Genomic DNA, 25,824 nt, shown 5'->3' on the forward strand with positions numbered 1-25,824 from the left:
ACGACCTGCGCAGCGGCCGGCGACGTGGGCACGGTCACCCCGCAGCTGGCGGGCAGCGGCGGCCGCCCCGGTACCGTGGACACGTGCCTCGCGGTGATGGACGGCTGACGCACGACCTCGATCCCCAGTCCCCCGGTCCCCAGGACGCCTGTGGCGTCTTCGGTGTCTGGGCGCCGGGGGAGGAGGTCGCCAAGCTCGCCTACTTCGGTCTGTACGCCCTGCAGCACCGTGGCCAGGAGGCCGCGGGCATCGCGGTCTCCGACGGCGCCTCGGTCGTCGTCTACAAGGACCTCGGGCTGGTCAGCCAGGTCTTCGACGAGGCCACGCTGGGCAGCCTGCGCGGCCACCTCGCCGTCGGCCACACCCGGTACTCGACCACCGGCGCCTCCACGTGGGAGAACGCGCAGCCGACGTTCCGGACGACGGAGGCCGGCACCGGGTTGGCCCTGTGCCACAACGGCAACCTGGTGAACACCGCCGAGCTGGCCACCAAGGCCGCCGACGCCGGCGTCCCGGGCGCCTTCGCCTCCACCACCGACTCCGACCTGGTGACCGCGCTGATCGCGGCGCACCAGGACCTCTCGGTCGAGGCCGCGGCGATGCAGGTGCTGCCGCAGCTGCGCGGCGCGTTCAGCTTCGCGTTCATGGACGAGACCACCCTCTACGCCGCCCGGGACCCGCAGGGCGTCCGCCCGCTGGTGCTCGGCCGGCTGGAGCGCGGCTGGGTCGTGGCCAGCGAGACGGCGGCGCTGGACATCGTCGGCGCGTCCTTCGTGCGCGAGGTGGAGCCCGGTGAGCTCCTGGCCATCGACGAGGACGGGCTGCGCAGCCAGCACTTCGCCCCCGCCGAGCCGAAGGGCTGCATCTTCGAGTACGTCTACCTCGCCCGCCCCGACACGACGATCGCCGGGCGCGGCGTGCACGCCGCGCGGGTGGAGATCGGCCGGCGGCTGGCCAAGGAGCACCCCGCCGACGCCGACCTGGTGATCCCGGTGCCCGAGTCCGGCACCCCGGCCGCGGTCGGGTACGCCGAGGCCTCCGGCATCCCCTACGGGCTGGGCCTGGTCAAGAACTCCTACGTGGGCCGCACCTTCATCCAGCCGAGCCAGACCATCCGGCAGCTGGGCATCCGGCTCAAGCTCAACCCGCTGCGCGACGTCATCCGCGGCAAGCGGCTGGTCGTCGTCGACGACTCGATCGTGCGGGGCAACACCCAGCGGGCGCTGATCCGGATGCTGCGCGAGGCCGGTGCCGTCGAGGTGCACGTGCGGATCTCCTCGCCGCCGGTGAAGTGGCCCTGCTTCTACGGCATCGACTTCGCCAGCCGCGCCGAGCTGATCGCCAACGGCCTCGACGTGGACGGCGTGCGGGCCTCGATCAACGCCGACTCCCTCGGCTACGTCTCCGAGCAGGGCCTGATCGCCGCCACCGAGCAGCCGGTCACCCGGCTGTGCACCGCCTGCTTCACCGGCCAGTACCCGATCGCGCTGGGGGAGAGCGAGGTCCTCGGCAAGCACGTCCTCGAGGGCATCGAGCGCCGGGTCGACGAGTCCCGGGCGGTGACCGGGTGGACCGGCCAGCAGGCCGGCAGCGCCACCGTGCCCGGCGGCGCGGACGACGCCCTGACCCGACCGTGAGCACCCCAGGCTCCGCCGGCCCGCAGTTCACCTACGCCGACTCCGGCGTCGACATCGACGCCGGCGAGCGGGCCGTGACGCTCATGCGCTCGGCGGTCGAGAAGACGAACCGCCCGGAGGTCGTGGGCGGCCTCGGGGGCTTCGCCGGGCTGTTCGCGCTGGACACGACGCGCTACCGCAAGCCCCTGCTCGCCTCCTCCACCGACGGCGTGGGCACCAAGATCGCGCTGGCCCGTGCGCTGGACCGGCACGACACGGTCGGCATCGACCTGGTCGCCATGGTCGTCGACGACCTCGTGGCCTGCGGTGCCGAGCCGCTGTTCCTCCAGGACTACGTCGCCTGCGGGCGGGTCGTCCCGGAGCGGATCGCGGCGATCGTCACCGGCATCGCCACCGGCTGCACGCTGGCCGGCGCGGCCCTGGTCGGCGGTGAGACCGCCGAGCACGGCGACCTGATGGCCCCCGACGACTACGACCTGGCCGCGACCGCCGTGGGCGTCGTGGAGGCCGACGCGGTGCTGGGCCCCGAGCGGGTGCGCGACGGCGACGTCGTCGTCGCGATGGCGTCGAGCGGGTTCCACTCCAACGGCTACTCGCTGGTGCGCCGCGTGGTCGCCGCCGCAGGTCTCGACCTCACCGCCACCCCGGACGGGCTGTCCCGGCCCCTGGGCGAGGAGCTGCTGGAGCCGACGCGCATCTACGCGCTGGACTGCCTCGCGCTGGTGCAGGAGTACGGCGTCGAGGGCGTGCACGCCTATGCGCACATCACCGGGGGCGGGCTCGCCGGCAACACCGCCCGCGTCGTCCCCGACGGCCTGGCCGCCGTGCTCGACCGCGGCACGTGGGCGCTGCCGGCGGCCGTCGCGCTGCTCGAGGAGCACGGCGTGCCGCGCAGCGAGTCCGAGCGCGCGTTCAACTGCGGCGTCGGCATGGTCGCCGTCGTCGCACCGGACGTCGCCGACGGCGTCGTGGGCACGCTGAGCGACCGGGGCGTCCCCGCCTGGGTCGCCGGCACCGTGGGCGCGCGCACGGACGACGACGCCGCCCGCCTGGTGGGCTCCTACCGCTGAGAGGACCCCGTCCGCCTCGAGGAGGCAGGACGGCACGCCACGACACCGCGACTCCCCGTGGGGAGGCGGTGTCGTCGCGTCAGACCCGAGGCGTCAGGCGTCGGTCAACGGCTGGCTGCCCAGTCGTCGTCCGTGTCGTCGTCCGCCGCCCATCGGTCGACGAACTCGTCGTCCTCGTCGTCGTCGTCGGTCGCCCGGTGAGGAGCGGTGTACGACGACGACGGTGAACCGGCCAGCTCGCGCTGAAGCGCGGAGAGGTCGGTGTTCGGTGAGCTGTACTTGAGCTCACGGGCCACGCGTGTCTGCTTGGCCTTCGCTCGGCCGCGCCCCATCGGCTCGACCCCCTCGTTACGGAGTACGGGAGCCCAGCTCCGGGCTGGACGGCCCGCGTGGCGACCCCGACTGAGTGACTGTGTCTGTTCCGAGCTTACGACACGGATCGACGGCGGGCACGGGTCTCCCCCCGCTGTCCCTCGACCGGGGCGCACCCGGACGGGACGGACCGTCCCCGGACGGTCGATCAGCGCGTCCTCGTGCGAGCGGACTGCTCGGCGGAGGGCCGCGGTCCCGGCACCGCTGCCTCCTCCGCGCCGGCCCCGGTCAGCCCCAGCTGGACGGCGAACTCCAGTTGGTCGTAGTAGAAGCGGTGCGACACGCCCTGGCCGCCGCGCACGGTCAGGACGTCGCACTCGCGCAGGCGGATCGACCGGCCCGTGGCCGGGATCTCACCGTCCGGCGAGGTCAGCGGCTGGGTGTGGGTCCCGACGAGCCAGCCCTCGTCGATGGCGGTGTCGTCGGTCTCGTACTGGTGCCGGGCCTCCCACGTCAGGTCCGGCACCGCGCGCCGCAGTGCCATGACGTACTCGACGATGGCGGGGCCGCCCTCGAGCCGCCCCGCGTCGGGGGAGTCGCCGACGGCGTCGGCCGCGTACAGCCGGCGGAGCGCGTCGGCGTCCCCGGCCGTGATCGCGTCGGTGATGCGGTCCATGACCTCACGAGCTTGTCCCATGGCGAGCTCCCGTGTCGTCGGCCGGCGAGCGACGCGTCCCGGACCGGCTCCGGGGCCTGTGGGACGCCGGCACCCCACGATCGGGCCGCCCCGCGGCGCCGGACAGGGCCGAACGGCCCGGCGGCGGGGCCGGGCCGCGCGGCGCTCAGCGGGGGAGCCGGATGGTGGCCAGCCGGCCCACCGAGGCCATGCGCTCCTCGGCCAGACGGTCGGCGGCCACCGCGGGGGAGACGCCCTGCTCGTCGGCGGCGCGGAAGACCCGCAGCGCGACGTCGAAGATCCCGGCGGCCTTGGCCTCGGCCCGCGCGAAGGAGAAGCCGTGCCGCTCGTCCTCCACCTGGATCACCCCGCCGGCGTTGACCAGGTAGTCGGGGGCGTAGAGGACCCCGCGGCGCACGAGCTGATCGGCGATCCCGTCGTGGGCGAGCTGGTTGTTGGCGCCGCCGCAGACGATCTCGGCCTCCAGCACCGAGACCGTCTCGTCGTCGAGGGCGCCGCCCAGGGCGCAGGGGGCGTACACGTCGGACGCGGTGCGGACCAGCGTCGCGGTGTCGGGCACGGCGTCCACGGCCGGGTGGCGGGCGAGCACCCGCTCCACGGCCCCGGCGTCGACGTCGGTGACGACCACGTCGGCGCCGTCCTCGACCAGCCGGTCGACCAGCCAGCTGCCCACCTTGCCCACGCCGGCCACGGCCACGGTGCGCCCGGCCAGGGACGGCTTGCCCCACCGGTGCTGGGCCGCCGCACGCATGCCCTGGAAGACGCCGTACGCGGTGAGCACCGAGGAGTCGCCGCAGCCGCCGTAGGCCTCCGACCGGCCGTGCGCGAACCGGGTCTCCCGGGCCACGACGTCGAGGTCGGCGTTGTAGGTCCCCACGTCGCAGGCGGTCAGGTACCGGCCGCCCAGTGACTCGACGAACCGGCCGTAGGCCCGCAGCAGGGCCTCGGTCTTGTCCCGGCGCGGGTCCCCGATGATGACCGCCTTGCCGCCGCCGAGGTCCAGGCCGGCCAGGCTGTTCTTGTAGGCCATGGCCTTGGACAGGGCCAGCGCGTCGGCGACGGCGGCCTCCTCGCTGGGATAGGGGTAGAACCGCGTGCCGCCCAGCGCCGGCCCCAGCGCCGTCGAGTAGATCGCGATGACCGCCCGCAGGCCGGAGCCCGGGTCGGAGCAGAAGACGACCTGTTCGTGACCGGAGCCGAGAACGTCCACGTCGCGAGGGTAGAACGCCCCCAGTGGCCCGACCGGCGGCCCGTGGGGCGTCCCTCCCCGGCGCGGGGCATGATCGGGAGGGTCGGACACTGCACGGAGGACGACCCGCCCTTGGCCGCACGTCAGCGACTGCTCGCGCTCACCTCGTCCCTGCTGCTGGCCGCCTGCACCACCGGCGGGTCCGGCGCAGGGGGCGCGGGCGGGGGTGCCGACGGCGACCGCACCGTCGCGGTGGTCACCCACGGTTCCGCGGGCGACGCCTTCTGGGACGTCGTCCGGAACGGCGCCGAGGCGGCGGGGCGCGACCTCGGGGTGTCGGTGGACTACCGGGGCGACGGCGACCCGCAGCGCCAGGCGCAGCTCCTCGACGCCGCGGTCAACCAGCAGGTCGACGGGATCGTGGTCTCGATGGCCAACCCCGACGCGCTGCGGGACTCGGTCGAGGCGGCCGTCGCGGCGGGCGTCCCGGTGGTCACCATCAACTCCGGCGGGGACCGCTCGGCCGAGTTCGGCGCCATCGGGCACGTCGGGCAGGACGAGACGGTCGCCGGGCGGGGTGCCGGGGAGCGGCTGGCCGCCGACGGGCGGCGCAACGTGCTGTGCGTGCTCCACGAGGTCGGCAACACCGGTCTCGAGCAGCGCTGCGCCGGCGCGGCCGAGGGGCTGGGGGCGGCGCTGACCCCCGTGCAGGTGGACGTCGGCGACCTGCAGGCGGCGCAGTCGGCGATCACCGCCCAGTTGCAGAGCGACCCGACCGTCGACGGCGTCCTCACGCTGAACTCGGCGGTCGCCGCGGTGGCGGTGGCCGCCGTCTCCGACGCCGGGTCGGCGGCGGAGGTGGCCACCTTCGACCTCAACGAGGACGTCCTCCGCGGCATCCAGGCCGGCGACGTCGCCTTCGCCGTCGACCAGCAGCCCTACGAGCAGGGCTACCTGCCGATCGTGATGCTCCGGCTCTACGCGGAGAACCTGAACACCGTCGGCGGTGGCCGGCCGGTCCTCACCGGCCCGGGAATCGTCGACGCGACCAACGTCGACGCGATCGCCGAGCTCGCCGAGGCCGGCACGCGCTGACGCCGACTCAGGCCGGCGTGGGGCTCATCACCCCGGGCGCGCGGAAAAGACCGCGCGCAGCCCTCAAGGTCACCCCTGAGAGTGACGACAACCAGAGGGACAGGAGGGGAACCGGTGTCGTCGTGAGCACAGTGTGACGACTGTGCCGCGTGTTGCCTTTGTCGCCGCGTGCGGCACTGCGACGCTGCCCCGGTTCCTCCGCCCCCCTCTTCCCCAGGGAGCGTCAGTGCCGCACAGCCGTCCTCGCCGGTGCACGTCCGGACCGCGCCGCCCGCGGACGCGCACCGGCGTCGTGCGGGTGCTGATGGCCGGCGTGGTCACCGGTGCGGTGCTCCTGGGCGGCGCGCTGCCGGCCGGTGCCGTGCCGGAGCCGCCGCCCAACCCCACCGACGCCGAGCTCGGGGCCGCCCAGTCCGCCCAGGACGCCGCCGCCGCGGAGGTGGGCCGCATCGCCGGCCTGGTAGCCGAGGCCGAGGCCGAGCTCGAGCGCTACGCCGTCCAGGCCGAGGCCGCCGGCGCCGCCTACCTCGCTGCGGAGGAGGCGCTGACCGAGGCCCAGGAGGAGGCCGAGCGCACGGCCGCGCAGCTGGAGGAGGCCACCGAGGCCGTCGAGGCAGCCGAGGCCCGCATCGCGGGCTTCTCCCGGGACAGCTACATGAACGGCAGCACGCTCACCGGCGCGGCCGCCCTGCTCGACGCCGACGGCCCCGCCGAGCTGGTGGAGCGGGCCGCGATGCTCGACTACGTCTCGGACAACCAGCTCGACGTCCTCGGTCAGCTCGAGGTCGCCCAGGTGCGGCAGGCCAACGCCGACTCCCAGGCCCGCGCCGCCCGTGACCGGATGGCCGAGCTGGAGGAGGCCGCCGCGGCGGCCAAGGCCACCGCCGACAGCCAGCTGGCCGCCCAGAAGAGCGCCTACGAGCAGGTCTCCGCGCAGAAGGCCGACTACGACGAGCAGCTGCAGGCCGCCCAGATCGAGCTGCTGCGGCTGCAGGGAGCCCGGGACGCCTACCAGGAGTGGCAGGACCAGAAGGCGGCCGAGGAGGCCGCCGCCGCCGAGGCCGCCCGACGTGCCGAGCGGGAGGCCGCCGCGCAGGCCGCCGAGGCGCGGCGGCAGGCCAGCAGCTCGTCGGGGGGCGGGAGCTCCTCGGGTGGTGGGAGCTCCTCGGGCGGCTCGGGGCCCTACGTGAAGCCGACGTCCGGCCGGACGTCCAGTTGCTTCGGCTGGCGCTGGGGCGCCCTGCACGGCGGCGTGGACCTCGCCGCGCCCATCGGCACGCCGATCTACGCGGCCCACTCCGGCATCGTCCAGCGCGCCGGCACCGCGACCGGCTTCGGCTACGCGGTCTACATCCGCGGGGACGACGGCGCGGTCACCGTCTACGGCCACGTCAACCGCTACTTCGTGCGCGCCGGTGAGCGCGTGGTGGCCGGCGAGCAGATCGCCGAGGTCGGCAACCGCGGCCAGTCCACCGGCCCGCACCTGCACTTCGAGGTGCACCCCAGCGGTGCCATGTACGGCGCCCAGGTCGACCCGGTGCCGTGGATGCGCGCCCGCGGGGTCTCCATCAGCGGCTGCTGACGGCTCTCCTGTGGACGACGGCGGCCCGCCCCCTCGGTCGAGGGAGCGGGCCGTCGTGGCGTGGGAGCGTCAGCTCGACGGCGCGGGGCTGGACGAGGCCACGTCGCAGTTCTGCGTGACGTAGGTGGTCAGGTCGGCCTGGGCGGCGCTGAGCTCCTGGGTGAGCTGCTGCTCGGCCGCGTTGAACTGCGCCTGCCCCTCGGGGGTGCTCAGGTCCAGCGTGCTCGCGGTCGCCCCGAGCTGGCGCAGGCCGTCGAGCATCGCGTTCCAGGACGGCGCGATGTCGGCGGGGGCCTCGACCGCCTCCAGCCGGGAGACCACCTCGGGCAGCCGTCCGGCCACCTCGGCGGGGCCGGCGGTGCCCAGGGTCGCCTGCAGGTCGCTGAACGCCGCCTCCACCTGGTCGCAGAACTCCGCGGCGGCCGGGTCCGGCGTCGCGGTGCCACTGGGCCCGGGCTCGGCGGAGGCGCTGGTCGAGCTCGGGGAGGCGGAGCTCGACGAGGCGGCCGGCTCGTCGTCCCCCGACCCGCCGCAGGCGGTGAGCAGGACGACGGCGGCGGCCGTCGCGACGGCGGAGCGGAGCAGGGTGGCGGGGGAACGCATGGGCGGCACGCTAGCCGCGCCCGGTCGGCGAGGCGCGGCTACCGTGCCGGTCGTGCCCATCCCGGTCGACCCGCGCGCGACGTGGGACCTCCCCGCGCCCGGCGCCATGCCCCGTACGGCGGAGCTCGAGCCGCTGGTGACCCGCGTGCTCGCGCCGAACCCCTCGCCGATGACCCTCGACGGCACCAACACCTACGTGGTGGGCGCTCCCGGCAGCGGGCAGGCGGTGCTCGTCGACCCCGGCCCCGACGACCCGGCGCACCTGGCCGCGGTCGAGTCGGCGCTGGCCGACCGGGACGCGCGGTGCGTGGCCGTCCTCGTCACCCACCACCACGGCGACCACGCCGAGGCGGCGCTGCCCTGGGGCGCGCGGTTCGACGCCCCGGTCGCGGCCGCCGACGCCCGCGTGGCCGGGCCGGGGGGACGGGTCCTGGCGCCCGGGGAGCGGCTGTCGCTGGCCGGGACGGCGATCGGCGTCGTCCCCACCCCCGGGCACACCGCCGACCACCTGGCGTTCCGGCTGGAGTCCGGGGCGGTGCTGGTCGGCGACCACGTGCTCGGCCGGGGCACGTCGGTGGTCACCCACCCGGAGGGCGACGTCCTGGCCTACCTGGAGTCCCTGCGGCGGGTGCACGACCTGGGCCCGAGCGCGCTGTACTGCGGCCACGGGCCGGAGCTCACCGAGGACCCCGGCGCGGTCCTCGACTTCTACCTCGCCCACCGGAGGTTCCGGGAGAGCCAGCTGCTGGCCGCGATGGTGCGCGGCGCCGGGACGGTCGACGAGCTGGTCGCCGACGTCTACGCCGACGTGCCGCGGGCGGTGTGGCCGGCCGCGGCGCAGTCGACCCGGGCGACCCTGGACAAGCTCGCCGCCGAGGGGCACGTGGTGGTCGACGGGGACAGGGTGGCGCTGCCGTGAGCGGACAGCGGCGTGAGCATCGCAGCGAGGAACGAGCGAGGAGCGGAGCGTCGCGCGGCAGCGAGCCATGGACACCGTGACCGACGTGCCGGTGGTGACCGCGGCCGGCAGCGAGCGCGACCAGCGGCGGGCCGCGGCGGCGCTGCGGACGGCAGGCCTGCGGGCGGGGGACCGGCTGCTGGTGTCGGCCGCGCCCTCACCGGCGCTGCTGGCCGTCGTCCTGGGCGCGCTGCGCACCGGCGTCGTCCCGGTCGTGCTCGACCCCGCCCTGCCCGCGGCCGAGCGGGCCGCGCTGGCCGGGGACGCCGACCCCGCCCTCGACGTCGGCGGCGACCCGGCGCGGCTGCTGGCCGGCACGGAGGAGGACGACCTCGCCGACGTGCCGCTGGCCCGGCCCATGCACTACACGTCGGGCACCACCGGCCGGCGCAAGGGCGTGTGGTCCGGGGTGCTGGCCGAGGACGACGCCCGCGCGCTGGCCGCCGAGGAGATCGACCTGTGGGGCTTCGACGCGGGCGACCGGCACCTGGTGCTCTCCCCGCTGCACCACTCGGCGCCGCTGCGGTTCGCCGTCCACACGCTGCTGGCCGGCGGCGAGGTGCTGCTGCCCGGTCCGTTCGACGCCGGCCGCGCCGCCCGGGTCATCAGCAGCCTGCGGCCGACGACGGCGTTCTGCGTGCCCACCCACCTGCAGCGGCTGGTGGCGCGCGACGACGTGGACTGGTCCTCGTTCCGGCGGCTGGTGCACGCCGGGGCGCCCTGCCCCGAGCCGCTCAAGCGCGCGGTGCTGGCGGCGCTGCCCGAGGGCAGCGTGTGGGAGTTCTACGGCTCCACCGAGGCCCAGTTCACGGTGTGCTCGCCGGAGGACTGGCGAGCACACCCGGGCAGCGTCGGCCGGGCCCGGCCGGGCCGGCGGCTGGAGACCGATGAGGGCGGCCAGCTGTGGTGCGCGGTGCCTCGCTGGGCGCGCTTCGAGTACTGGCGCGCCCCGGAGAAGACCGCGGCCGCCTGGCGCGGGGACCGGGTCACCGTGGGCGACCTGGGCCGGGTGGACGACGACGGCGTGGTGTGGCTCGACGGCCGCCGGGAGGACCTGGTCATCTCCGGCGGGGTCAACGTCTACCCGGCCGAGGTGGAGGCGGTCCTCGACGCCCACCCCGGCGTCGTCGAGAGCGCGGTCGTGGGCGTGCCCGACGAGGAGTGGGGCCAGCGCGTGGTGGCCGCCTACGTGGGCAGCGCCGACCCCGCCGAGCTCGGCTCCTGGGCCCGCGCGCGGCTGAGCCCGGCGAAGCGGCCCAAGACCCTGCACCCGGTCGCCGAGCTGCCCCGCACGTCGACGGGGAAGGTGCGCCGGCTGGACCTGCCGGCGCTGCTCGGCCTGTGACAGCCCCGGAGTGGGACGTCGTCGTGGTGGGCGCGGGGACGTCGGGCGCGCCGCTGGCCGCGCGGCTGGCCGACGCCGGGCGGCGCGTGCTGGTCCTCGAGGCCGGCGCCGACCACGCCCGGCCCGAGGACTTCCCGCCGGTCCTGCGGGACGCCGCGACCATGGGCGCGGCCGTGCCCGGGCACCCGGCCAACTGGGACCTCACCGGCGTCCTCACCGAGGAGGTCACCTTCCCGGTGCCCCGCGGTCGGGTGGTGGGCGGGTCCAGCGCGGTCAACGGCGGCTACTTCATCCGGGGCACCCGGGCCGACTTCGACGGCTGGGCGGCCGACGGCAACGACCTGTGGTCCGCCGACGCCGTCCTGCCGGCGTTCGTGCGGCTGGAGGACGACGCCGACTGCGGCGACCGGCCGGGGCACGGCCGGGGCGGGCCGGTGCCGGTCCGGCGGCCGACCGCCCGGCACCCGCTGGCCGACGCCTTCGCCGGCGCCGCCGCCGACCTCGGCTTCCCCGCCGAGCCGGACAAGAACGGCGACGGGCCGCCCGGCTACGGACCGGTCCCGCTCAACGTGCACCGCGGCGTGCGGACCAACACGGCCATGGCCTACCTGTCGCCGCGGCGCGGGCGCCCGGGGCTCACCGTGCGCGGGGGCGTCCGTGTGCGGCGGGTGGTGGTCGAGGGCGGCCGCGCGGTCGGCGTGGCGACCGACGACGGCGTCGTCCGAGCCGGGGAGGTCGTGCTCAGCGCCGGCGCCGTCGGCTCCCCGCAGCTGCTGCTCCTCTCCGGCATCGGCCCGGCCGACGAGCTGCGGGCGCTGGGCATCGACGTGGTGGCCGACGTCCCCGGCGTGGGCGCCGAGTTCACCGACCACCCCGACGTGTACGTCACCTACCGGCCGGCGCGCCGGCTGCCGATGCCGCGCGACCTGCACCCGCTGCACGGCGTCCTGCACGCCACCGCCGACGGGTCGGCCACCCCGGGCGACCTGGAGGTGCTGCCCTGGCTGAAGCCGTTCAGCCGGGTGATGGGCGGCGGCACCTCCGCCGGGGTCGCCGGCGCGCTGCGCCACCCCGCCCGCACCGTGCGGGCGCTGCGCGGCGCCTCCCTGCACCGGCTGGTCGACACCGCCCGCCGCCGGGACGACCTGTTCGTCGGGGTCGCCCTGCAGGCCGAGGACAGCCGCGGCCGGCTGTCGCTGACCTCGGCCGACCCGGGCGTCCAGCCGCGGATCGAGTACCGGTACCTGACCGCGGCGTCCGACCGGCGCCGGATGCGCCAGGCGGTGCGGCTGGCGGCCGAGCTGCTGCGCACGCCGTCGCTGGCGCCGCTGGTCGCCGAGCGGACCGGCCTGCCCGACGACGTCCTGGCCGACGACGGCGAGCTCGACCGCTGGATCGGCCGGCACCTGGCCACCGCGGTGCACCTGGCCGGGACGGCGCGGATGGGGCCGGACGGCGACCCGGGGGCGGTCGTGGACCAGCACCTGCGGGTGCGCGGCGTCGAGGGGCTGCGGGTGGTGGACACCTCGGTCATGCCCCGGGTGACCTCACGCGGGCCGGCCGCGACCGCGGTGATGATCGGCGAGCGGGCCGCGGAGCTGATGACCGAGTAAGGCCCCTCGCGAGCTCGGGCGGTGCCCTGGACGGGGCCGGTGCTCACGCCGGCGGCGGCGGGGGCGGCGGCCCCAGCGGGATGCCGGGCGGCGGGAAGGGCGCGGCCGGCCCGGCGGTCAGGATCGGCAGCATCGCGTCGTGCCACACCTGGGCGCCGCGGCCGCCGCCGAAGCCGCCGACGTCCTGGTTCTGCTTCGGGTTGAGCACCATGACGCTGGCCGCGTACTGCGGCGTGTAGCCGACGAAGGCGACGGAGAAGCGGTCCTGACTGGTGCCGGTCTTGCCGGCGACCTGGTGGCCGGGGATCGCGGCGCGGGTGCCGGTGCCGAAGGGCAGGGCGGTGTCGCCGACCAGGATCTGGTTGAGCGTGGTCGCGACCGCCGGCGGCACCGCCTCGGGGGTGCAGCTGTCGCCGGTGGGCAGCGGCTGCCCGTCGTCCCCGGTCAGCGGCTGGCCGTCCCGGTCCAGGATCTCGGTGACCGGCGTCGGGTCGCACTGCGTGCCGTTCGCGCCCAGCGTCGAGTAGGCGCTGGCCAGGGCCAGCGGGCTGGTGGCCTCCGGCCCGAGGGTGAACGAGCCACGGCGCTGGGCGATGACCTGGTCGGCCACCGGGTCCAGCGAGAACAGGCCCATCCGCTGGGCCATCCGCACCGGCCCCTCGACGCTGCCCAGCTGGTCCTCCAGGGCCACGAAGTAGGTGTTGGAGGAGCGCACCAGCGCCTCGGCCATGGTCAGCGTCGGGGGCATGTCGCCGACGTTCTCGACGGTGTAGGGCGCGGTGCCGTTCTTGTAGACGCTCGACACGTACGGGCTCGACGTGGTGATGACGTGGGACGGCGGGAACCCGCGCTCCAGGGCCGCCGCGGCGACGAACGGCTTGTAGGTGGAGCCCGCCCCCTGGCTGGCGGCCACGTTGAGGTTCACCGATTCCTGCGCCGGGTCCTCGGCGTCGTAGCCGAACACCCGGTTGACGCTCATCGCCAGCACGTGCCCGGTCCCCGGCTCCACCGCGGTGAAGACCGCGGCGAGCGGGTCACCCATCGGCAGGCTGGCCAGCACCGCGGCGTCCCCCGACCGCTGGAGGTCCGGCCGCAGCGTGGTGCGGATGGTCAGGCCGCCGTCCTCCAGCTGCTCCTGGGAGATGCCGAGGCCGTCGGTGAGGTGGCGCTGCAGGTAGTCGCAGAAGAAGCCGCCGACGACGGCGTCGACGCAGCCGTTGGGCGGGGCCGGCGCGGGGCGGGTCTCGACCGGCTGCGCGGAGACGTCGGCGAGCTCCTGGTCGCTGATGTGCCCGAGGTCGTGCATGCGCTGGAGCACCTGGTTGCGCCGCTCGCGGCCCTTCTCCGGGTCGGCCAGGGGGCTGTCGTTGGCCGGGTTCTGCACCAGCCCGGCGAGCATCGCCGCCTGGGGGAGGGTGAGGTCCGCGGCGTTCACCCCGAAGTAGGCCTGGGCCGCGGCCTGGATGCCGTAGGCCCCCTCGCCGAAGTACACGATGTTGAGGTAGCGGGTGAGGATCTCCTCCTTGGAGTACTCCTCCTCCAGGGCCAGCGCCAGCCGGGCCTCGCGCAGCTTGCGGCCGACCGTCTGCTCGGTGGCCCCCTGCCGCTCCTCGGGGGTGACCGCGGTCTGCAGCAGGGTCTGCTTGACCAGCTGCTGGGTGATGGTCGACCCGCCCTCCTGCACGGAGCCGGCGGTGGCGTTGCGGACCAGCGCGCGCAGCGTCCCCTCGATGTCGAGGCCGTTGTGCTCGTAGAAGCGCGAGTCCTCGATGTCGACCAGCGCCTGCTCCATCACGTCGGCGATCTGGTCAGCGGTCACCGGCGTGCGGTTGTTCCGGTAGAAGTACGTGACCACCGAGCCGTCGGCGGCCAGCACGACGGTGTTGCCCGAGGGGGTGGCGTCGGTCAGCTCGACCGGCAGCGGGGCCAGCAGGTTCGCCGAGGAGCTCGCCGCCATCCCGGGGCCCACGACCCACGGCAGCAGGACGGCGGCGACCAGCGCCCCGGCCAAGGGCAGGACGAGGAACAGCAGGCCGAAGGCCCGCAGCCGCGGGTGGGGGCGTGCTCCGTCGGACCTGAGCATGTGCGACCTCGCCGTCGGCGACCCACCCGGAGTGAGCGGGTCGACGCGGTCCGATCATCGCGCACGACGGGGTTCCGAAGAAGTCGATCAGGCGCGGAGCCGGAGCGTCCCGGCGGCGCGCTGCCCGCAGCCGCCGGGACGCCGGGATCAGGGGGCGGTCAGCGGGCCGCCGGCAGCTCGGACGTCGGTGCCGACCAGGCGTCGGGGTGGCGCCGCCCGGTGTCGGCCACCCAGCCCGGCGCGCTGCTGCCGGGCGCCGGGCTCCGGCGCGCGGCCGGCCGGCCGCTCAGGCCGACGATGAGGGCCAGCAGGGCGACGAGCCCCACGAGGACACCGCCGATCACCAGGAGCGTTGTGAGCACTCACCGAGAGTAGGCACCGGACCGGTCCGGCTCACACGGCGAATGACCACGAGCATCCGGTCGGGATTGCACAGGATGTGCCCGTTGACGACGCGCGCGGCCACCGTCTGCTGATCGGGACCCCACGGTGTGCGGCACGTCCGCGGTCTGCGGGTAGGGGCAGGCGCGACGACGTCGACTGGAGGACACGTGCTCGACCTGCCCCTTCTCGCCGGCCGCGCGGCCGCGGTCCCCCTTGGTGCCCTCGCCCGCCTGCGTGGGGGCAAGCCCATGCACCCCCGCGGCGTGGTGGCCGACGCCGTCCTGGAGCGGGCCGGCGGGCCGGCCGCGTGGGGGGTGCCCTGGCTGGCGACGCGGGCGGAGGACGCGGTGACGGTCCGGCTGTCCCGCAGCGTGGGCCTGCCCGCGCCGCTGCCCGACGTGCTCGGGTTGGCGCTGCGGCTGCCGGGGGAGGAGCACCCGGTGGACCTGCTGCTGTCCAGCTCGGGCCGGGGCCGGCTGACCCGCCGGCTGACGATCCCCTGCGGGGACGCCGCGACGGTCTACTCGTCGATCATGGGCTACCGCTCCGACGCCGGGACGCTGCTCCTGGCCGCACTGCCGGCCCCGGGGACCGGACCGCTGCCGTCCACCCCCGGGCCGCTGGGGACGGCCGTCGCGGCCGGGCGTGCGGTGTTCACGCTCGCCGCCGCCCGGGGTGGCGGCGAGTGGCACCCGTTCGGCCGGCTGCGGCTGCTCGCCCCGGGGGACCCCCTCGACCCGGACGTGCGCTTCGACGCCGTCCGCAACCCGCCGCCGGGCCTGGTGCCGGACGGGCCGATGGCCCGGTTCCGCGCGCCGGCGTACGCGGCGGCGCGGGCGGGACGGGACCGGTCGTAGGGTCCCGTCGGTGACCGTCCCGACGACCCGCGGCAGCTCGCCCGGGCTCCGGGTGCACCTGCGCCGGGCGCGCGACCACGTCGACCGGCACTTCGCCGACGACCTCGACCTCGACCGGATCGCCCGGGTCGCCGGGGTGTCGAAGTACCACTTCACCCGCAGCTTCGAGGCCGTCTACGGCGAGACGCCGATGCGGTACCTCACCCGCCGGCGGATCGAGCGGGCCCAGGACCTGCTGCGGTCGGCCAACCTGACGGTGACCGAGGTCTGCACCGCCGTCGGCTTCGCCAGCCTCGGCTCGTTCTCCTCCCGGTTCCGGCAGCTGGTCGGGGAGTCACCCGTCGCCTACCGCGACCGGTGGGCGGCCCGCGGCGGGGCGCACGTGCCCGGGTGCTTCCTGTTCGTGCGCGGCGTGGTCGACCTCGGGGGGACGACGGCCGGCGACCCGAGCAACCTGGGAGAAGCCCGCGGCCGGCGCCCGGCCGTACGGTCGACGCCGTGATCACCAACGTCTCGCTCGTCACCGTGTACTGCCTGGACCAGACCAGGGCCCGGGACTTCTACGTCGACGTCCTCGGCTTCGAACCGCGCACCGACATCACCATGGGCGAGGGCTTCCGCTGGGTGACCGTCGGCCACCCCAGCCAGCCCGAGCTGGAGGTCACCCTGATGACCCCCGGTCCGCCGCTGGACGACGACGCCGCGGCGTTCGTCCGCGGCCAGTTGGAGAAGGGCTCCATGGGCGGCCTCGGGTTGGCCGTCGACGACTGCCGGAAGACCTTCGAGGAGCTCTCGGCCAAGGGCGTCACCTTCCTGCAGGAGCCGGCCGAGCGGCCCTACGGCGTCGAGGCCGTCATGCGGGACGACTCGGGCAACTGGCTGGTGCTCGTCGAGCGGCGCGAGTTCACCCCCGCCGACTTCTGAGCGGACCCCCTCCGGCTCACCGACCTGGGGCTGACCTGCGAAAGTCCGTGACAGTGGGCGCGGCCCGGTGGTTCGATGCCCCCGTCCGAGACGCTGGACGGGGACCGAGGCGCACGGAGGTCCGGGTGGACGCCTCAGCCACGCACGTCGCACCACCCGCCGCGCAGGTCCGTCGGCTGCTGCCGGGGATGCGGGTGCTGCTGGGCGCGTTCGCCGTCCTCACGGCGCTGGGCGTGGGATCGCTCTACGTGCTGGCCGACCGGACCGGGACGACGTTCGCCTGGACCATCCAGCCGCCCCTGACCGCCGCCTTCCTCGGCGCGGGCTACGCCGCCGGGTGCGTGCTGGTCGTGCTCTCGCTGCGCGACGGGGTGTGGGCCCGCACCCGGGTGCCGCTGCTGACGATCCTCGTGTTCGTCGTGGTCACCCTGGCCGCCACGCTGCTGCACCTGGACCGGTTCCACCTCGCCGCGGAGTTCGCCGGCCTCCCGCTGCTCGCGCGGGCCGCCGCCTGGTTCTGGCTGGCCGTCTACGTCGTCGTCCCGCTGGCGATGCTCGCGTTGCTGGTCCCGCAGGAGCAGGCCCCGGGGACCGACCCGCCGCCACGGCACCCCGTGCCGCGGGTGCTGCGCGCACTGCTGGCGGCGGAGTCGGCGGTGTTGACGGTCGCGGGCGCGCTGCTGTTCGTGGCGCCGGCGACGGCGGGCGCCCTGTGGCCGTGGCCGCTGGCCCCGCTCTCGGCCCGGGTGGTGGCCGCCTGGCTGGTCGCCTTCGGCATCGCGACGGCGCTGGCCGCGGTCGCCGGGGACCTGGAGCCGCTGCGGACGGCGGCGGTCGCCTACACCGTCTTCGGCCTGCTCGTGGCGCTCGCGGTGGTGCGGTTCCCCGGCACCGTCCGCTGGGGCGACCCCGCGGCCTGGGTCTTCGCCCTCACGGTCGTCGCGGTGGTCGCGACCGGCGCCGCGGGCTGGCGGCTGGCGCCCCGACGGGGAGAGGGACCGGCGTGATCGAGGAGTACCAGGGGGCGCTCGTCGTCGTCTGCCGGGACGCGAAGCCGCGGCTGGCGACGGTGCGCGAGCTCAAGCGGCGCTACGGCGGCGACTACGTGGTCATCGCCTGCGGCGCGGCGGAGGAGGTGCCGGTCGCCCTGGCCGCGTGGGGCGACCCGCCGGTGGTCGCGCTCCTCGGTGGGCTGGGCCGGGAGGACCCGGACGGGCTCGCGGTGCTGCGGGCGCTGCACGCCCGCCACCCCGGCGCCCTGGCCGTGGCCCTCATCCGCTGGGGCGCCTGGGAGACCGCGCGCCCGATCTTCGAGGCGCTGACCCTCGGCCAGCTCGACCGCTGGGTCTACGCGCCGGAGGAGCAGGTCGACGAGGAGTTCCACTGCTCCATCACCGAGGTGCTCGACGAGTGGGCCAACCGGCACAGCGGCGGCCGGGAGGCGGTGCGGATGATCGGCGACCGCTGGGCCCCGCGCGCCCAGCACCTGCGCGACCAGCTCAACCGCAACCGCATCCCGCTGGGCTTCTACGAGGCCGACAGCCCCGAGGGTCGCGACCTCCTCGCCGGCCTGGGCCTCGACCACCCGCGGCTGCCCGTGGTCGTGCTGCGGTTCCACCCCGAGCGCACGGTGCTGCAGGACCCGACGGACCTGCAACTGGCCGAGGCGTTCGGCCTGTTCCAGCCGCTCGACCCGGACAAGGTGTGGGACCTCGTCGTCGTCGGCGCGGGCCCCGCCGGGCTGGGGGCCAGCGTGTACGCGGCGTCCGAGGGGCTGTCCACGCTGGTGCTCGAGGCGGAGGCCGTGGGCGGGCAGGCGGGGACCAGCTCGCTGATCCGCAACTACCCCGGCTTCCCGACCGGGATCAGCGGCAACCGGCTGGCGTTCAGCTCCTACCAGCAGGCGTGGGCGTTCGGCAGCACCTTCCACTTCATGCGGTACGCGCAGGCGCTGCGCAGCGAGGGCCACCTGCACGTGCTCGACCTCAGCGACGGGACGTCGGTGCGCGCCAAGACCGTCGTCCTGGCCCTGGGGGCGAGCTGGCGGCGGATCGGCGTCCCGGACCTGGAGGCCCTGGTGGGCCGGGGCGTGTTCTACGGCACGGCGGTGAGCGAGGCGCCGGTGATGCGCGGGCGGCACGTCTTCGTCGTCGGCGGGGGCAACTCCGCCGGGCAGGCGGCGGTGTACCTCTCCCGCTTCGCCGACCGGGTGTCGGTGCTGGTCCGGCGGCCCGGGCTGGCCGAGACGATGTCGGACTACCTCATCCGCGAGCTCGAGGCGCTGCCGAACGTCGACGTCCGGCCGGGCGTGCAGGTCGTCGGCGGCACGGGCACCGACTTCCTGGAGTCCTTCGTCGTCCGGGACGTCGGGACCGGGCGGGAGACGGTCGAGACCGGCGTGCTGTTCCTGCTCATCGGCAGTGAGCCGCGCACCGACTGGCTGGCCGACACGCTCGCGCGGGACCGCTGGGGCTTCCTGCTCACCGGCCCCGCGCTGGACGCCGGCGACCTGACCCTCTACGAGTCGCTCGAGCGCCCTCCTGCGCTGCTCGAGACGAGCACGCCGGGGGTGTTCGCCGCCGGGGACGTGCGCTCGGGATCGGTGAAGCGGGTGGCCTCGGCGGTGGGGGAGGGCGCCCTGGCGATCACGCACGTGCACGCGCACCTGGCCGCGCTCCGGGTGCCCGCAGACGTGCCACGTTCCTGACCCGTTCGGGTGTAGGCGTGCACCGAGGGTGATGTCACAGGTTGGCCACGCGGATGATGGGTAACCGCGATCGCACCGTCATGAGCACCGGCCTGCCGTCGCAGCGCGCGGCCGCAGGAGGAGAAGCACGTCGTGAGCGCCGAGCAGACCGCGGGGATCCGGGTGGTGACCGTCCCCCACACCGACCCCTACGTCGCCGCCGTCCTCCCGTCCGGGATCGTCCGGGTGGGGCCGGCCCACGACCCGAGCCCGTGGCTGGACCCGGCCTACCTCGCGGCCCACGCCGGCGAGGTGGACGTCGTCCACGTGCACGGCGGCTTCGGCCACCTGCCCGAGGACGAGATGGTGAGCTGGACCGAGACGGTGCGCCGCACCGGGGTCCCCCTGGTCGCCACGGTGCACCAGTTGCGCGACCCGGCGCAGGCCTCCCCACGGCGGCACGACGCCCACCTGGCCGCGCTGCTCGCGACGGCGGAGGTGGTGTTCACGCTGACCCCCGGTGCGGCGGACGACATCGCCGAGCGGTTCGGCCGGACGGCGATCGTCGTGGCGCACCCCTCCGTGGCGACGCCGGTGCCCGACCTGGGCGCCGAGCGCGGCCTGGTCGGGCTGCCCCTGCGCGGCTACGGACCGGCGCTGCCCGACCCCGCCGGCATGGTGCGCGCGGCGCTGGCGGGGGCGGTGAACGGTGGCGGACGGCTGCGGGTGTTCCTCGACGACGGCGTCGAACCCCCGCCGGTCCCCGCCGCCGGGGACTCGCTCGAGTACCTGCCGCGCAAGGACGAGGCATGGGTGGCGCAGCTGCAGGAGCTGCACGCCGTCGTCCTGCCCGAGTGCTGCGGCACGCACTCCACGGACCTCGAGATCTGCCGGGACGTCGGCACCCGGGTGGTCGCGCCCAGCTGCGGCTGGTTCGCCGAGCAGTGGTCCGACGTCGTCACCTACGGCAACGACGAGGCGACAGGCTTCGACCCGGTGTCGCTGGACGCCGCCGTGGCCGCGGCGCTCACCCGGCCCGCCCCGCGGCCGGCCGACCGGGCCTGGCGGGCCGAGCAGCGGGCCGCCGTCCAGGAGGTGCACGCGCAGGTCTACGCGCAGGTGGTCGCCGACCGCGGTCGCTAGGCGTGGGCCGTGGTCCCCACACGACGATGGGGATGGGGGGCGAGTTGGCGCGGCACTCTGCCCGGCCCGTCTGGCGGGGCGGTGCAGGGGAAGTGGTGTGGGCAGGGGCGGGGTCGAACCGCCGACCTCTCGCTTTTCAGGCGAGCGCTCGTACCGACTGAGCTACCTGCCCCTCCCGGTGTCTCCACCGGAGAGCGACCCTGACGGGACTCGAACCCGCGACCTCCGCCGTGACAGGGCGGCGCGCTAACCAACTGCGCTACAGGGCCTTGCTGGTACTGCTGGTCTTACCGTGCCCCCAACGGGGTTCGAACCCGTGCTACCGCCTTGAAAGGGCGGCGTCCTGGACCGCTAGACGATGGGGGCTCGTGTTCGCCGGGGGCAGGCAGAACGATACATGCTCCTGGCGGTGGCTCTGACAGGGGGTACCCCGGGCCGGTCACCGGTCTGCCGGCGGAGCCGCGCGTGCGGAGCCGTCCGGCGAACGTCCGTGCTGGTCAGCCGGGTCGAACTGCGTGTGCTGCAGGTCCGTCGCGCGGGCGGCTTCCGGTCGCAGCCTCCGACGTGTGTGCCCAGCCTCACGGAGTCCGACACCCCGCCGGACGTCGGACGTGCGTCGGTCCGAGGGTGCGGCGGCTGCACCTCGGAGGCCGCGATCCCGTCCGCATTCGCCCTGCTCAGCGGCCGGAAGTGTCGTACCCCCGGCCTAGGTTGAGGCCGTGTTCGGTGGCAGCGGGTTCGGGGTGGGGCTGACGGTGGCCCCACTCGAGCTGCCGGCCGGCGTGCCGGTGGACCCGGTGCCGGTGCAGCTGTCCGACGCGTTGCCGGTGCACGCCCGCAGCCCGGAGGAGAAGGCCGCCGAGCTGCAGCGGCTGCAGCAGCTGGAGGGCATGCTCGCCGCGTACAAGCTCGACCTGGTCGCCGGGTTGGCCGCCGACCGGCCCGACACGCACGACCGGCGGCCCGGGCAGCCCGGTGCCGCGGACGCCCAGCGGGGGCCGGGGCAGCCGGCGGGTGTGTCGGAGTTCTTCGCCGACGAGTTGGCGTTGGTGCTCAACACCTCCCGGGCGGCGGCCAGCGGCCTGATCGACCAGGCGGCGGCGTTGAGCGGAACGTTGCCGGGGACGCGGGCGGCGCTGGCCGAGGGGCGGCTGGACTGGCCGCGGGCCCGGGCGATCGCCGCGGAGCTGGGCTGGAAGGCGCGGGCCACCGATCCGCGCATCCTCGAAGAGGTGGAGGCCGCGGTGCTGCCCCGCGCCGGGGAGCTGTCGATCCGCCGGCTCAAGGCGGTGGTGGCCGCCGAGCTGACCGCCCGCGACGCGGCGGCGGCCGACCGGCGCCGGACGGATGCCGAGCGGGGGGTGAACGTGGTGGTGCGCCCGGTCGGGGACGGCATGTCGGAGTTGGTGGCCAAGATGCCGCACGAGCTGGCCACCGCCTGCCGCGCCGCCGTCGACGGCCTGGCCCGGGCGGCGAAGACCGCCGGCGAGGACCGGCCACTGGGCATGCTGCGGACCGGTGCGCTGGCCGATCTGGTGCTGCGGCCCTGGGAGGCCGGGCGGGAGCCGGTGACCGCGCAGCTGACCGTCACCGCCCCGCTCGACGCGCTCACCCCGGCCCGCTTCCTGGCCGAGGGCGGTCCGGTGCCGGCGGCGTGGGCGCGGCCGGGGTCGGTGGCGGCGCCGACCGGTGAGGTCGACGGGCAGCCGATCACCGCCGCTCACCTGCGGGCACTGCTCGCCCAGTTGGACGCGGTCTGCCCCGGTGGGCTGCAGGCGCCGGCCGGCGGCACGCTGACCGTGGCGCTCACCGACGCCGCCGGTGGGCTGCTGGCCACCACCACCCGCGCCGAGCTGCAGCGGCTGCCCCACCCACCCCACCGGCGACCCCGACGCCCCCACCGGCGACTGCGCGTGCCCGCTGCTGGGCCGGCCCGCACCGACCGACGGCTACGCGCCCACCGCGGCCCAGCGCCGCTGGCTGCAGGCCCGCGACCGCACCTGCCGGCACCCGGGTTGTGCCAACAAGGCCGGCTGGGCGGATCTGGACCACGTCACCCCGTACGGCTGCGGCGGGCAGACGTCCTGCGAGAACCTGTGCTGCCTGTGCCGGCGCCACCACCGGCTCAAGACCTTCGCCCGCGGCTGGACCTACGCCCTGAGCGCCGACGGCGCCCTCACCGTCACCACCCCCAGCACCGTCACCAGGGTCAGCCGGCCACCGGGCACCGACCGGCCCGCACTACCCCTCACCGGACCCCGCGTCCTCGCCCAACCCCCACCCCAGCTGCCACCGGCGCCCGACCCCGCCGACGACCCACCACCCTTCTGAGCCCTGCCCTACGAAGGGAGTGCGCCACGACCGCTGCCGCTGTCCCTAGGCGGTCCACCGTGAGGGACTCAGCCGCAGGCCGGGGAAACGGCGTCCGCGGCTGGAACACCGCGGACGGTCAGACGGCGATGACCGCGCTGGGGATGATCAGGCCACGCGGCTCGAACTCCTCCATCACCGGCTGGCTCGATGGCGCATGGCCGGCCGAGACGGCGTCGATCGCCGGCAGCACGACCTGGGAGAAGAAGCGGTCGAGCTTCTCCTTGGACTCCCAGACCTCGAACACCTGGAAGCCACCAGCCGTGGCCCGGCCGACGTGCAGCAGCAGGCCGTCGGCTTCGCCGGCGCAGCGCCGCCCCACCTCGGCGTGCAAGGCGTCGTAGAACTCGATCGGTCCCGGGAAGTCCACGACGAGCCCATGGGTCATGTGAACTCCACTCTCGTCAGCGGCCCGCACGGCGGTCCCGCCGAACGGGCGACCCAAGCTAGTCCGGTGCCGCGCCGCCTGGTCCACCCGCACTGCGGGGAGGGACGACCCCGGCGTGTCCGCTCCTCTGCGTCGACGGCCCATCCGCGGAGACCCCGCTCGGGACGCACGACGGCCGAGACACCGGGTGCCCCTGAGGCCGCCTCCAGGGACAGGGCAGTGGCGCACGAGATCTGCAGGACAGGCCCTGGTCCGGTGAGTGTGTGCGACACGGCCGGTGGCCTGTCGCGATCCGACCCGCGCGGCTGACACGCTCGGAGCGTGACTCGCCGTGCCGCCGCCGTCGTCTGCCCGCCGCTGTTGCTCGCGGTGACCCTGCTCGCCGGGTGTGGGGAGAGCGAGGGGAGCGGGACGGCGTCCAGCTCGCCGGCAGCCAGCTCGTCGCCGGTCGCCGCGTCCACGGGTACGACGACCGCCGCCGAGGACGAGGGCGACACCGGCGCAGCGGAGACGACCGACGAGGACACCACCTCGGACGCGCCCCCGTTCCCGGCCACCACCGATCCGGACACCGAGGACCCGTCGGCCGACTCCCGGGGCACGGTGAGCGAGATCCGGACCGGCCGTCAGGACGACTACGACCGCGTGGTCTTCGAGGTCGGCGGGACGGGCACCCCGGGCTGGGACGTGCGTTACGTCGACGAGGCCAGCTCCCAGGGCAGCGGCGCCCCCGTCGAGGTCGAGGGGGACGCGATCCTGCAGGTCACCCTGACCGGCATGGGCTACCCCTACGACACCGGCGTCGAGGAGTGGGCCGGCCCCGACCCGCTGGCGGGCAGCGGGACCGCGAACGTCACGGAGGTCGCCTGGGACGCCACCTTCGAGGGCACCTCGGTGGCCTTCATCGGGACGTCGGGACAGGTGCCCTTCCGCGTCTACGCGCTGCAGGACCCCACCCGCGTGGTCGTCGACCTCCGCGACGCGAGCTGAGGCGTCCGGCCTCGACGACGCGGGGAGGGATCGCTCAGCCGAGCGAGGCGGTGAGCTCCACCGAGTCGGACTCGACGGTGGTGCACTCCAGCGTCAGCGGCCCGGCGGTCACGGTCTCGCCCTGGGCGCAGGAGACACTGCTCTCGCCCACGCTCAGCGTGGCCCGGCCGTCCTGGACGCCGCCGAAGGCCAGGTTGGTGCCGAGGATGTCCACCTCGGCGCCGCTCCCGGACAGCGTGACCGAGCACGAGGTGCCGCTGCACGAGAGGTTCTGCGAGGTGAACGAGCAGCCGCCGAGGGTCAGCAGGGCCAGCCCGCCGGCCAGGGCACCGGCGGCCAGTCGAGCGGTGCGGGTCGGGGTCGTCGCGGACATGGAGGAAGGGTAGGGCGGCGACGTCAGTCGGTCGGGGAGGCGGGTGTCGTCGGGTCGCCGTCCGGCGCCTCGGTCCCGTCCTCGGGCGCCGGCGGCACCACCACCCGCTCGATGGTCACCTCGGTCTCCCCGAGCCCGCCCAGCGTGATGTCGTCGTAGGCGGTGAGGGTGCCGGTCGACGGGTCGAGGTAGAGGACGGTGCAGGTCAGCGGCTCGGGGAACTCGCCCTGCAGCGCGCGCAACCCCGCCCCGCCGGTGGAGCCCTGGACCATCAGCAGGGTCCCGCCGTCGAGTTCGGTGACCTCGCGCTCGTGCGTGTGCCCGGCCAGGACCAGGGGGACGACGCCGTCGAGCGGCGGAGCCTGCTCCGGGTCGTGGACCATCGCGATCGCCGGGGGCCGAGGGAGGGCCCCGGCGAACTCGGCGAGGTCCTGCCCGGTCTGTTCGAGGGACTCCGGCTCCCCCGTGCCGTCCTGGTCGGGAGTGAAGCGCGGGTCCGGCGTGCCGACGACCTCGATGCCGGCCACGACCACCGCGGCCTGGTTGAGCACGGTCGTGTTCGGCTCCGCCTCGATCAGGCTCGCCGTGACGGCGGAGTCGTGGTTGCCCCGGATGAAGACGTAGGGCACGCCCAGCGTGCCGACGGCCGTGATCAGGCTGTTCTCCGGCTCGCTGCCCCAGTCGGTGACGTCCCCGGTGTCCAGGACGCCGTCCACGTCGAACTGCGCCACCACCTGCCGCACCAGGTCGAACCCGGCCGGGTTGAGGTGCAGGTCCGAGACGTGCAGCAGGGCCACCGTGTCGTCGCCGTCGCCGGGCGGGGGCAGCGCGGACAGCGTCGAGTAGAGGGTGCTGACGTTGGAGACGAGGTCCTCGAGGGACGCGCGGTAGGCGTCGAACCGGGCCACGATCTCCTCCGCGCTGCCGATGAGGCTGTTCGCGTTGACCAGCAGGCCGGTGTACGTGGGCTGCGACAGGGCGTCGGGCCGCCAGGTCGCCGCGGCCAGCCCGCCGGTGCCGGCCACCAGCGCGGTGGACAGCCCCAGGGCCAGGAGCACCTCGCGGCGCCGGCGCGACAGCAGCAGGGACGCCGCGGTCGCCCCGGCCACGGCGGCGAGCGCGGTCAGGGCGGCCACCCGCTCGACGGCGTCCCGCAGGTCGGCGCTGACCTGGTCCACGACGCCGTCCAGCCGGGCCGGGTCGGTGGCCAGCGCCGACGCGCGGATCTCGTCGACCCGGCTGAGCTGGATCTCCAGCCGGAGAGGGCCGTCGTAGGCGTCGACCTGGAGCGCGCCCAGGGGAGGGATGTCGAGGTCGGCGCCACCCCCGAACGGGCGGAAGGCGAGCGTGGCGTCGAAGGGGCCGATCGGGGCGTCGACCCGGCCCAGCAGCAGGACGCCGAGCCACGCGCCGACGAGGACGACGACCGCCCGCCGGGCCCACCGGCCCGCGCCGCGCAGCAGCCGGGAGCGGGCGGAGGGGCCCGGAGGGCTCGGCTCGCTCACCCCCACCAGGCTAGTGAGCG

23 protein-coding genes and 3 tRNA genes are annotated in these 25,824 nt (G+C 75.5%); 15 read left to right on the top strand and 11 right to left on the bottom strand.

The window, feature by feature from the left end; all coding sequences use genetic code 11:
* The first annotated feature begins 83 nt into the window (after positions 1–83).
* Complete coding sequence (gene purF, locus ACI789_RS10270) at positions 84–1,637, top strand: amidophosphoribosyltransferase (protein ID WP_457008620.1); 1,554 nt, start codon at positions 84–86, stop codon at positions 1,635–1,637.
* On the top strand, positions 1,634–2,707 hold the full coding sequence (purM, locus tag ACI789_RS10275) for a phosphoribosylformylglycinamidine cyclo-ligase (protein ID WP_457008622.1): 1,074 nt from the start codon (positions 1,634–1,636) through the stop codon (positions 2,705–2,707). The genes purF and purM overlap by 4 nt, the downstream gene beginning before the upstream one ends.
* Positions 2,708–2,811: 104 nt before the next feature.
* On the opposite strand, the gene ACI789_RS10280 is transcribed toward purM, so the two are convergent.
* From ACI789_RS10280 to ACI789_RS10290, 3 genes are all read right to left on the bottom strand, one after another.
* Positions 2,812–3,039 carry a DUF3073 domain-containing protein gene (locus tag ACI789_RS10280; RefSeq protein ID WP_456916397.1) on the bottom strand — a complete coding sequence of 76 codons (228 nt, stop codon included), beginning with the start codon at positions 3,037–3,039 and terminating at the stop codon, positions 2,812–2,814.
* A gap of 188 nt (positions 3,040–3,227) precedes the next feature.
* The gene (locus ACI789_RS10285) at positions 3,228–3,716 is read right to left on the bottom strand and encodes an ester cyclase (protein ID WP_457008624.1); all 489 of its coding nucleotides are present in this window, start codon (positions 3,714–3,716) and stop codon (positions 3,228–3,230) included.
* 145 nt (positions 3,717–3,861) lie between these two features.
* A complete protein-coding gene (locus ACI789_RS10290; RefSeq protein ID WP_457008626.1) occupies positions 3,862–4,926 on the bottom strand; it encodes a Glu/Leu/Phe/Val family dehydrogenase in 1,065 nt (354 codons plus the stop codon).
* Between the two features lie 111 nt (positions 4,927–5,037).
* Between ACI789_RS10290 and ACI789_RS10295 the strand changes: the two genes are divergently transcribed.
* Positions 5,038–6,000 (top strand): substrate-binding domain-containing protein, encoded by a 963-nt coding sequence (locus ACI789_RS10295; protein WP_457008628.1) that lies wholly within the window; start codon positions 5,038–5,040, stop codon positions 5,998–6,000.
* Positions 6,001–6,292: 292 nt separating this feature from the next.
* On the top strand, positions 6,293–7,582 hold the full coding sequence (locus ACI789_RS10300) for a M23 family metallopeptidase (RefSeq protein ID WP_457008630.1): 1,290 nt from the start codon (positions 6,293–6,295) through the stop codon (positions 7,580–7,582).
* Positions 7,583–7,651: 69 nt separating this feature from the next.
* Here the strand turns inward: ACI789_RS10300 and ACI789_RS10305 are convergent, their stop codons facing one another.
* Entirely contained in the window at positions 7,652–8,185 is a 534-nt protein-coding gene (locus ACI789_RS10305; RefSeq protein ID WP_457008632.1) for a hypothetical protein, read from the bottom strand.
* Positions 8,186–8,237: 52 nt separating this feature from the next.
* Here ACI789_RS10305 and ACI789_RS10310 point away from each other — a divergent pair, with 52 nt between their 5' ends.
* From ACI789_RS10310 to ACI789_RS10320, 3 genes are all read left to right on the top strand, one after another.
* Positions 8,238–9,104 carry an MBL fold metallo-hydrolase gene (locus ACI789_RS10310; protein ID WP_457008634.1) on the top strand — a complete coding sequence of 289 codons (867 nt, stop codon included), beginning with the start codon at positions 8,238–8,240 and terminating at the stop codon, positions 9,102–9,104.
* A gap of 67 nt (positions 9,105–9,171) precedes the next feature.
* Complete coding sequence (locus ACI789_RS10315; protein WP_457008636.1) at positions 9,172–10,488, top strand: class I adenylate-forming enzyme family protein; 1,317 nt, start codon at positions 9,172–9,174, stop codon at positions 10,486–10,488.
* Positions 10,485–12,101 (top strand): GMC family oxidoreductase, encoded by a 1,617-nt coding sequence (locus tag ACI789_RS10320; protein ID WP_457008638.1) that lies wholly within the window; start codon positions 10,485–10,487, stop codon positions 12,099–12,101. The genes ACI789_RS10315 and ACI789_RS10320 overlap by 4 nt, the downstream gene beginning before the upstream one ends.
* Positions 12,102–12,144: 43 nt before the next feature.
* Here ACI789_RS10320 and ACI789_RS10325 read toward each other — a convergent pair whose 3' ends face one another.
* The gene (locus tag ACI789_RS10325; protein ID WP_457008639.1) at positions 12,145–14,184 is read right to left on the bottom strand and encodes a transglycosylase domain-containing protein; all 2,040 of its coding nucleotides are present in this window, start codon (positions 14,182–14,184) and stop codon (positions 12,145–12,147) included.
* A gap of 158 nt (positions 14,185–14,342) precedes the next feature.
* Positions 14,343–14,546, bottom strand: a complete 204-nt coding sequence (locus tag ACI789_RS10330; RefSeq protein WP_456916387.1) for a hypothetical protein — start codon at positions 14,544–14,546, stop codon at positions 14,343–14,345.
* 189 nt (positions 14,547–14,735) lie between these two features.
* Here ACI789_RS10330 and ACI789_RS10335 point away from each other — a divergent pair, with 189 nt between their 5' ends.
* From ACI789_RS10335 to ACI789_RS10360, 6 genes are all read left to right on the top strand, one after another.
* Positions 14,736–15,425, top strand: coding sequence for a phosphodiesterase (locus ACI789_RS10335; RefSeq protein ID WP_457008640.1), 690 nt, complete (start codon positions 14,736–14,738; stop codon positions 15,423–15,425).
* 10 nt (positions 15,426–15,435) lie between these two features.
* The gene (locus tag ACI789_RS10340) at positions 15,436–15,927 is read left to right on the top strand and encodes a helix-turn-helix domain-containing protein (protein WP_457008642.1); all 492 of its coding nucleotides are present in this window, start codon (positions 15,436–15,438) and stop codon (positions 15,925–15,927) included.
* Positions 15,924–16,349: a VOC family protein gene (locus ACI789_RS10345; protein ID WP_456916385.1), complete on the top strand. Its 426-nt coding sequence runs from the start codon at positions 15,924–15,926 to the stop codon at positions 16,347–16,349. The genes ACI789_RS10340 and ACI789_RS10345 overlap by 4 nt, the downstream gene beginning before the upstream one ends.
* 125 nt (positions 16,350–16,474) lie before the next feature.
* Entirely contained in the window at positions 16,475–17,356 is an 882-nt protein-coding gene (locus ACI789_RS10350; RefSeq protein ID WP_457008645.1) for a hypothetical protein, read from the top strand.
* Positions 17,353–19,056: an NAD(P)/FAD-dependent oxidoreductase gene (locus ACI789_RS10355; RefSeq protein WP_457008647.1), complete on the top strand. Its 1,704-nt coding sequence runs from the start codon at positions 17,353–17,355 to the stop codon at positions 19,054–19,056. The genes ACI789_RS10350 and ACI789_RS10355 overlap by 4 nt, the downstream gene beginning before the upstream one ends.
* Before the next feature lie 132 nt (positions 19,057–19,188).
* The gene (locus ACI789_RS10360) at positions 19,189–20,178 is read left to right on the top strand and encodes a hypothetical protein (protein WP_457008649.1); all 990 of its coding nucleotides are present in this window, start codon (positions 19,189–19,191) and stop codon (positions 20,176–20,178) included.
* Between the two features lie 98 nt (positions 20,179–20,276).
* On the opposite strand, the gene ACI789_RS10365 is transcribed toward ACI789_RS10360, so the two are convergent.
* The 3 genes from ACI789_RS10365 to ACI789_RS10375 form a co-directional block, all read right to left on the bottom strand.
* Positions 20,277–20,350: transfer RNA gene (locus ACI789_RS10365), tRNA-Phe, on the bottom strand.
* A gap of 23 nt (positions 20,351–20,373) precedes the next feature.
* A tRNA-Asp gene (locus ACI789_RS10370) sits at positions 20,374–20,447 on the bottom strand.
* 24 nt (positions 20,448–20,471) lie between these two features.
* Positions 20,472–20,544 (bottom strand) — tRNA-Glu (locus ACI789_RS10375).
* A 353-nt stretch (positions 20,545–20,897) separates the two neighbouring features.
* Here ACI789_RS10375 and ACI789_RS10380 point away from each other — a divergent pair.
* Positions 20,898–22,892, top strand: a complete 1,995-nt coding sequence (locus ACI789_RS10380; protein ID WP_457008651.1) for a DUF222 domain-containing protein — start codon at positions 20,898–20,900, stop codon at positions 22,890–22,892.
* 365 nt (positions 22,893–23,257) lie between these two features.
* The gene (locus tag ACI789_RS10385) at positions 23,258–23,926 is read left to right on the top strand and encodes an AMIN-like domain-containing (lipo)protein (protein ID WP_457008653.1); all 669 of its coding nucleotides are present in this window, start codon (positions 23,258–23,260) and stop codon (positions 23,924–23,926) included.
* Positions 23,927–23,960: 34 nt separating this feature from the next.
* Here ACI789_RS10385 and ACI789_RS10390 read toward each other — a convergent pair whose 3' ends face one another.
* Complete coding sequence (locus ACI789_RS10390) at positions 23,961–24,299, bottom strand: hypothetical protein (RefSeq protein WP_457008655.1); 339 nt, start codon at positions 24,297–24,299, stop codon at positions 23,961–23,963.
* Between the two features lie 23 nt (positions 24,300–24,322).
* Entirely contained in the window at positions 24,323–25,804 is a 1,482-nt protein-coding gene (locus ACI789_RS10395) for a metallophosphoesterase (protein WP_457008657.1), read from the bottom strand.
* Between the last annotated feature and the right edge of the window lie 20 nt (positions 25,805–25,824).

The sequence above is a fragment of the Geodermatophilus sp. SYSU D00965 genome (genome assembly GCF_054050075.1).

Bases quoted from the DNA above. Each gene is read 5' to 3' on its own strand.
- ACI789_RS10280 (WP_456916397.1), bottom strand. From the start codon at position 3,039: ATGGGGCGCGGCCGAGCGAAGGCCAAGCAGACACGCGTGGCCCGTGAG.
- ACI789_RS10315 (WP_457008636.1), top strand. From the start codon at position 9,172: ATGGACACCGTGACCGACGTGCCGGTGGTGACCGCGGCCGGCAGCGAG.
- ACI789_RS10285 (WP_457008624.1), bottom strand. From the start codon at position 3,716: ATGGGACAAGCTCGTGAGGTCATGGACCGCATCACCGACGCGATCACG.
- ACI789_RS10325 (WP_457008639.1), bottom strand. From the start codon at position 14,184: ATGCTCAGGTCCGACGGAGCACGCCCCCACCCGCGGCTGCGGGCCTTC.
- ACI789_RS10305 (WP_457008632.1), bottom strand. From the start codon at position 8,185: ATGCGTTCCCCCGCCACCCTGCTCCGCTCCGCCGTCGCGACGGCCGCC.
- ACI789_RS10390 (WP_457008655.1), bottom strand. From the start codon at position 24,299: ATGTCCGCGACGACCCCGACCCGCACCGCTCGACTGGCCGCCGGTGCC.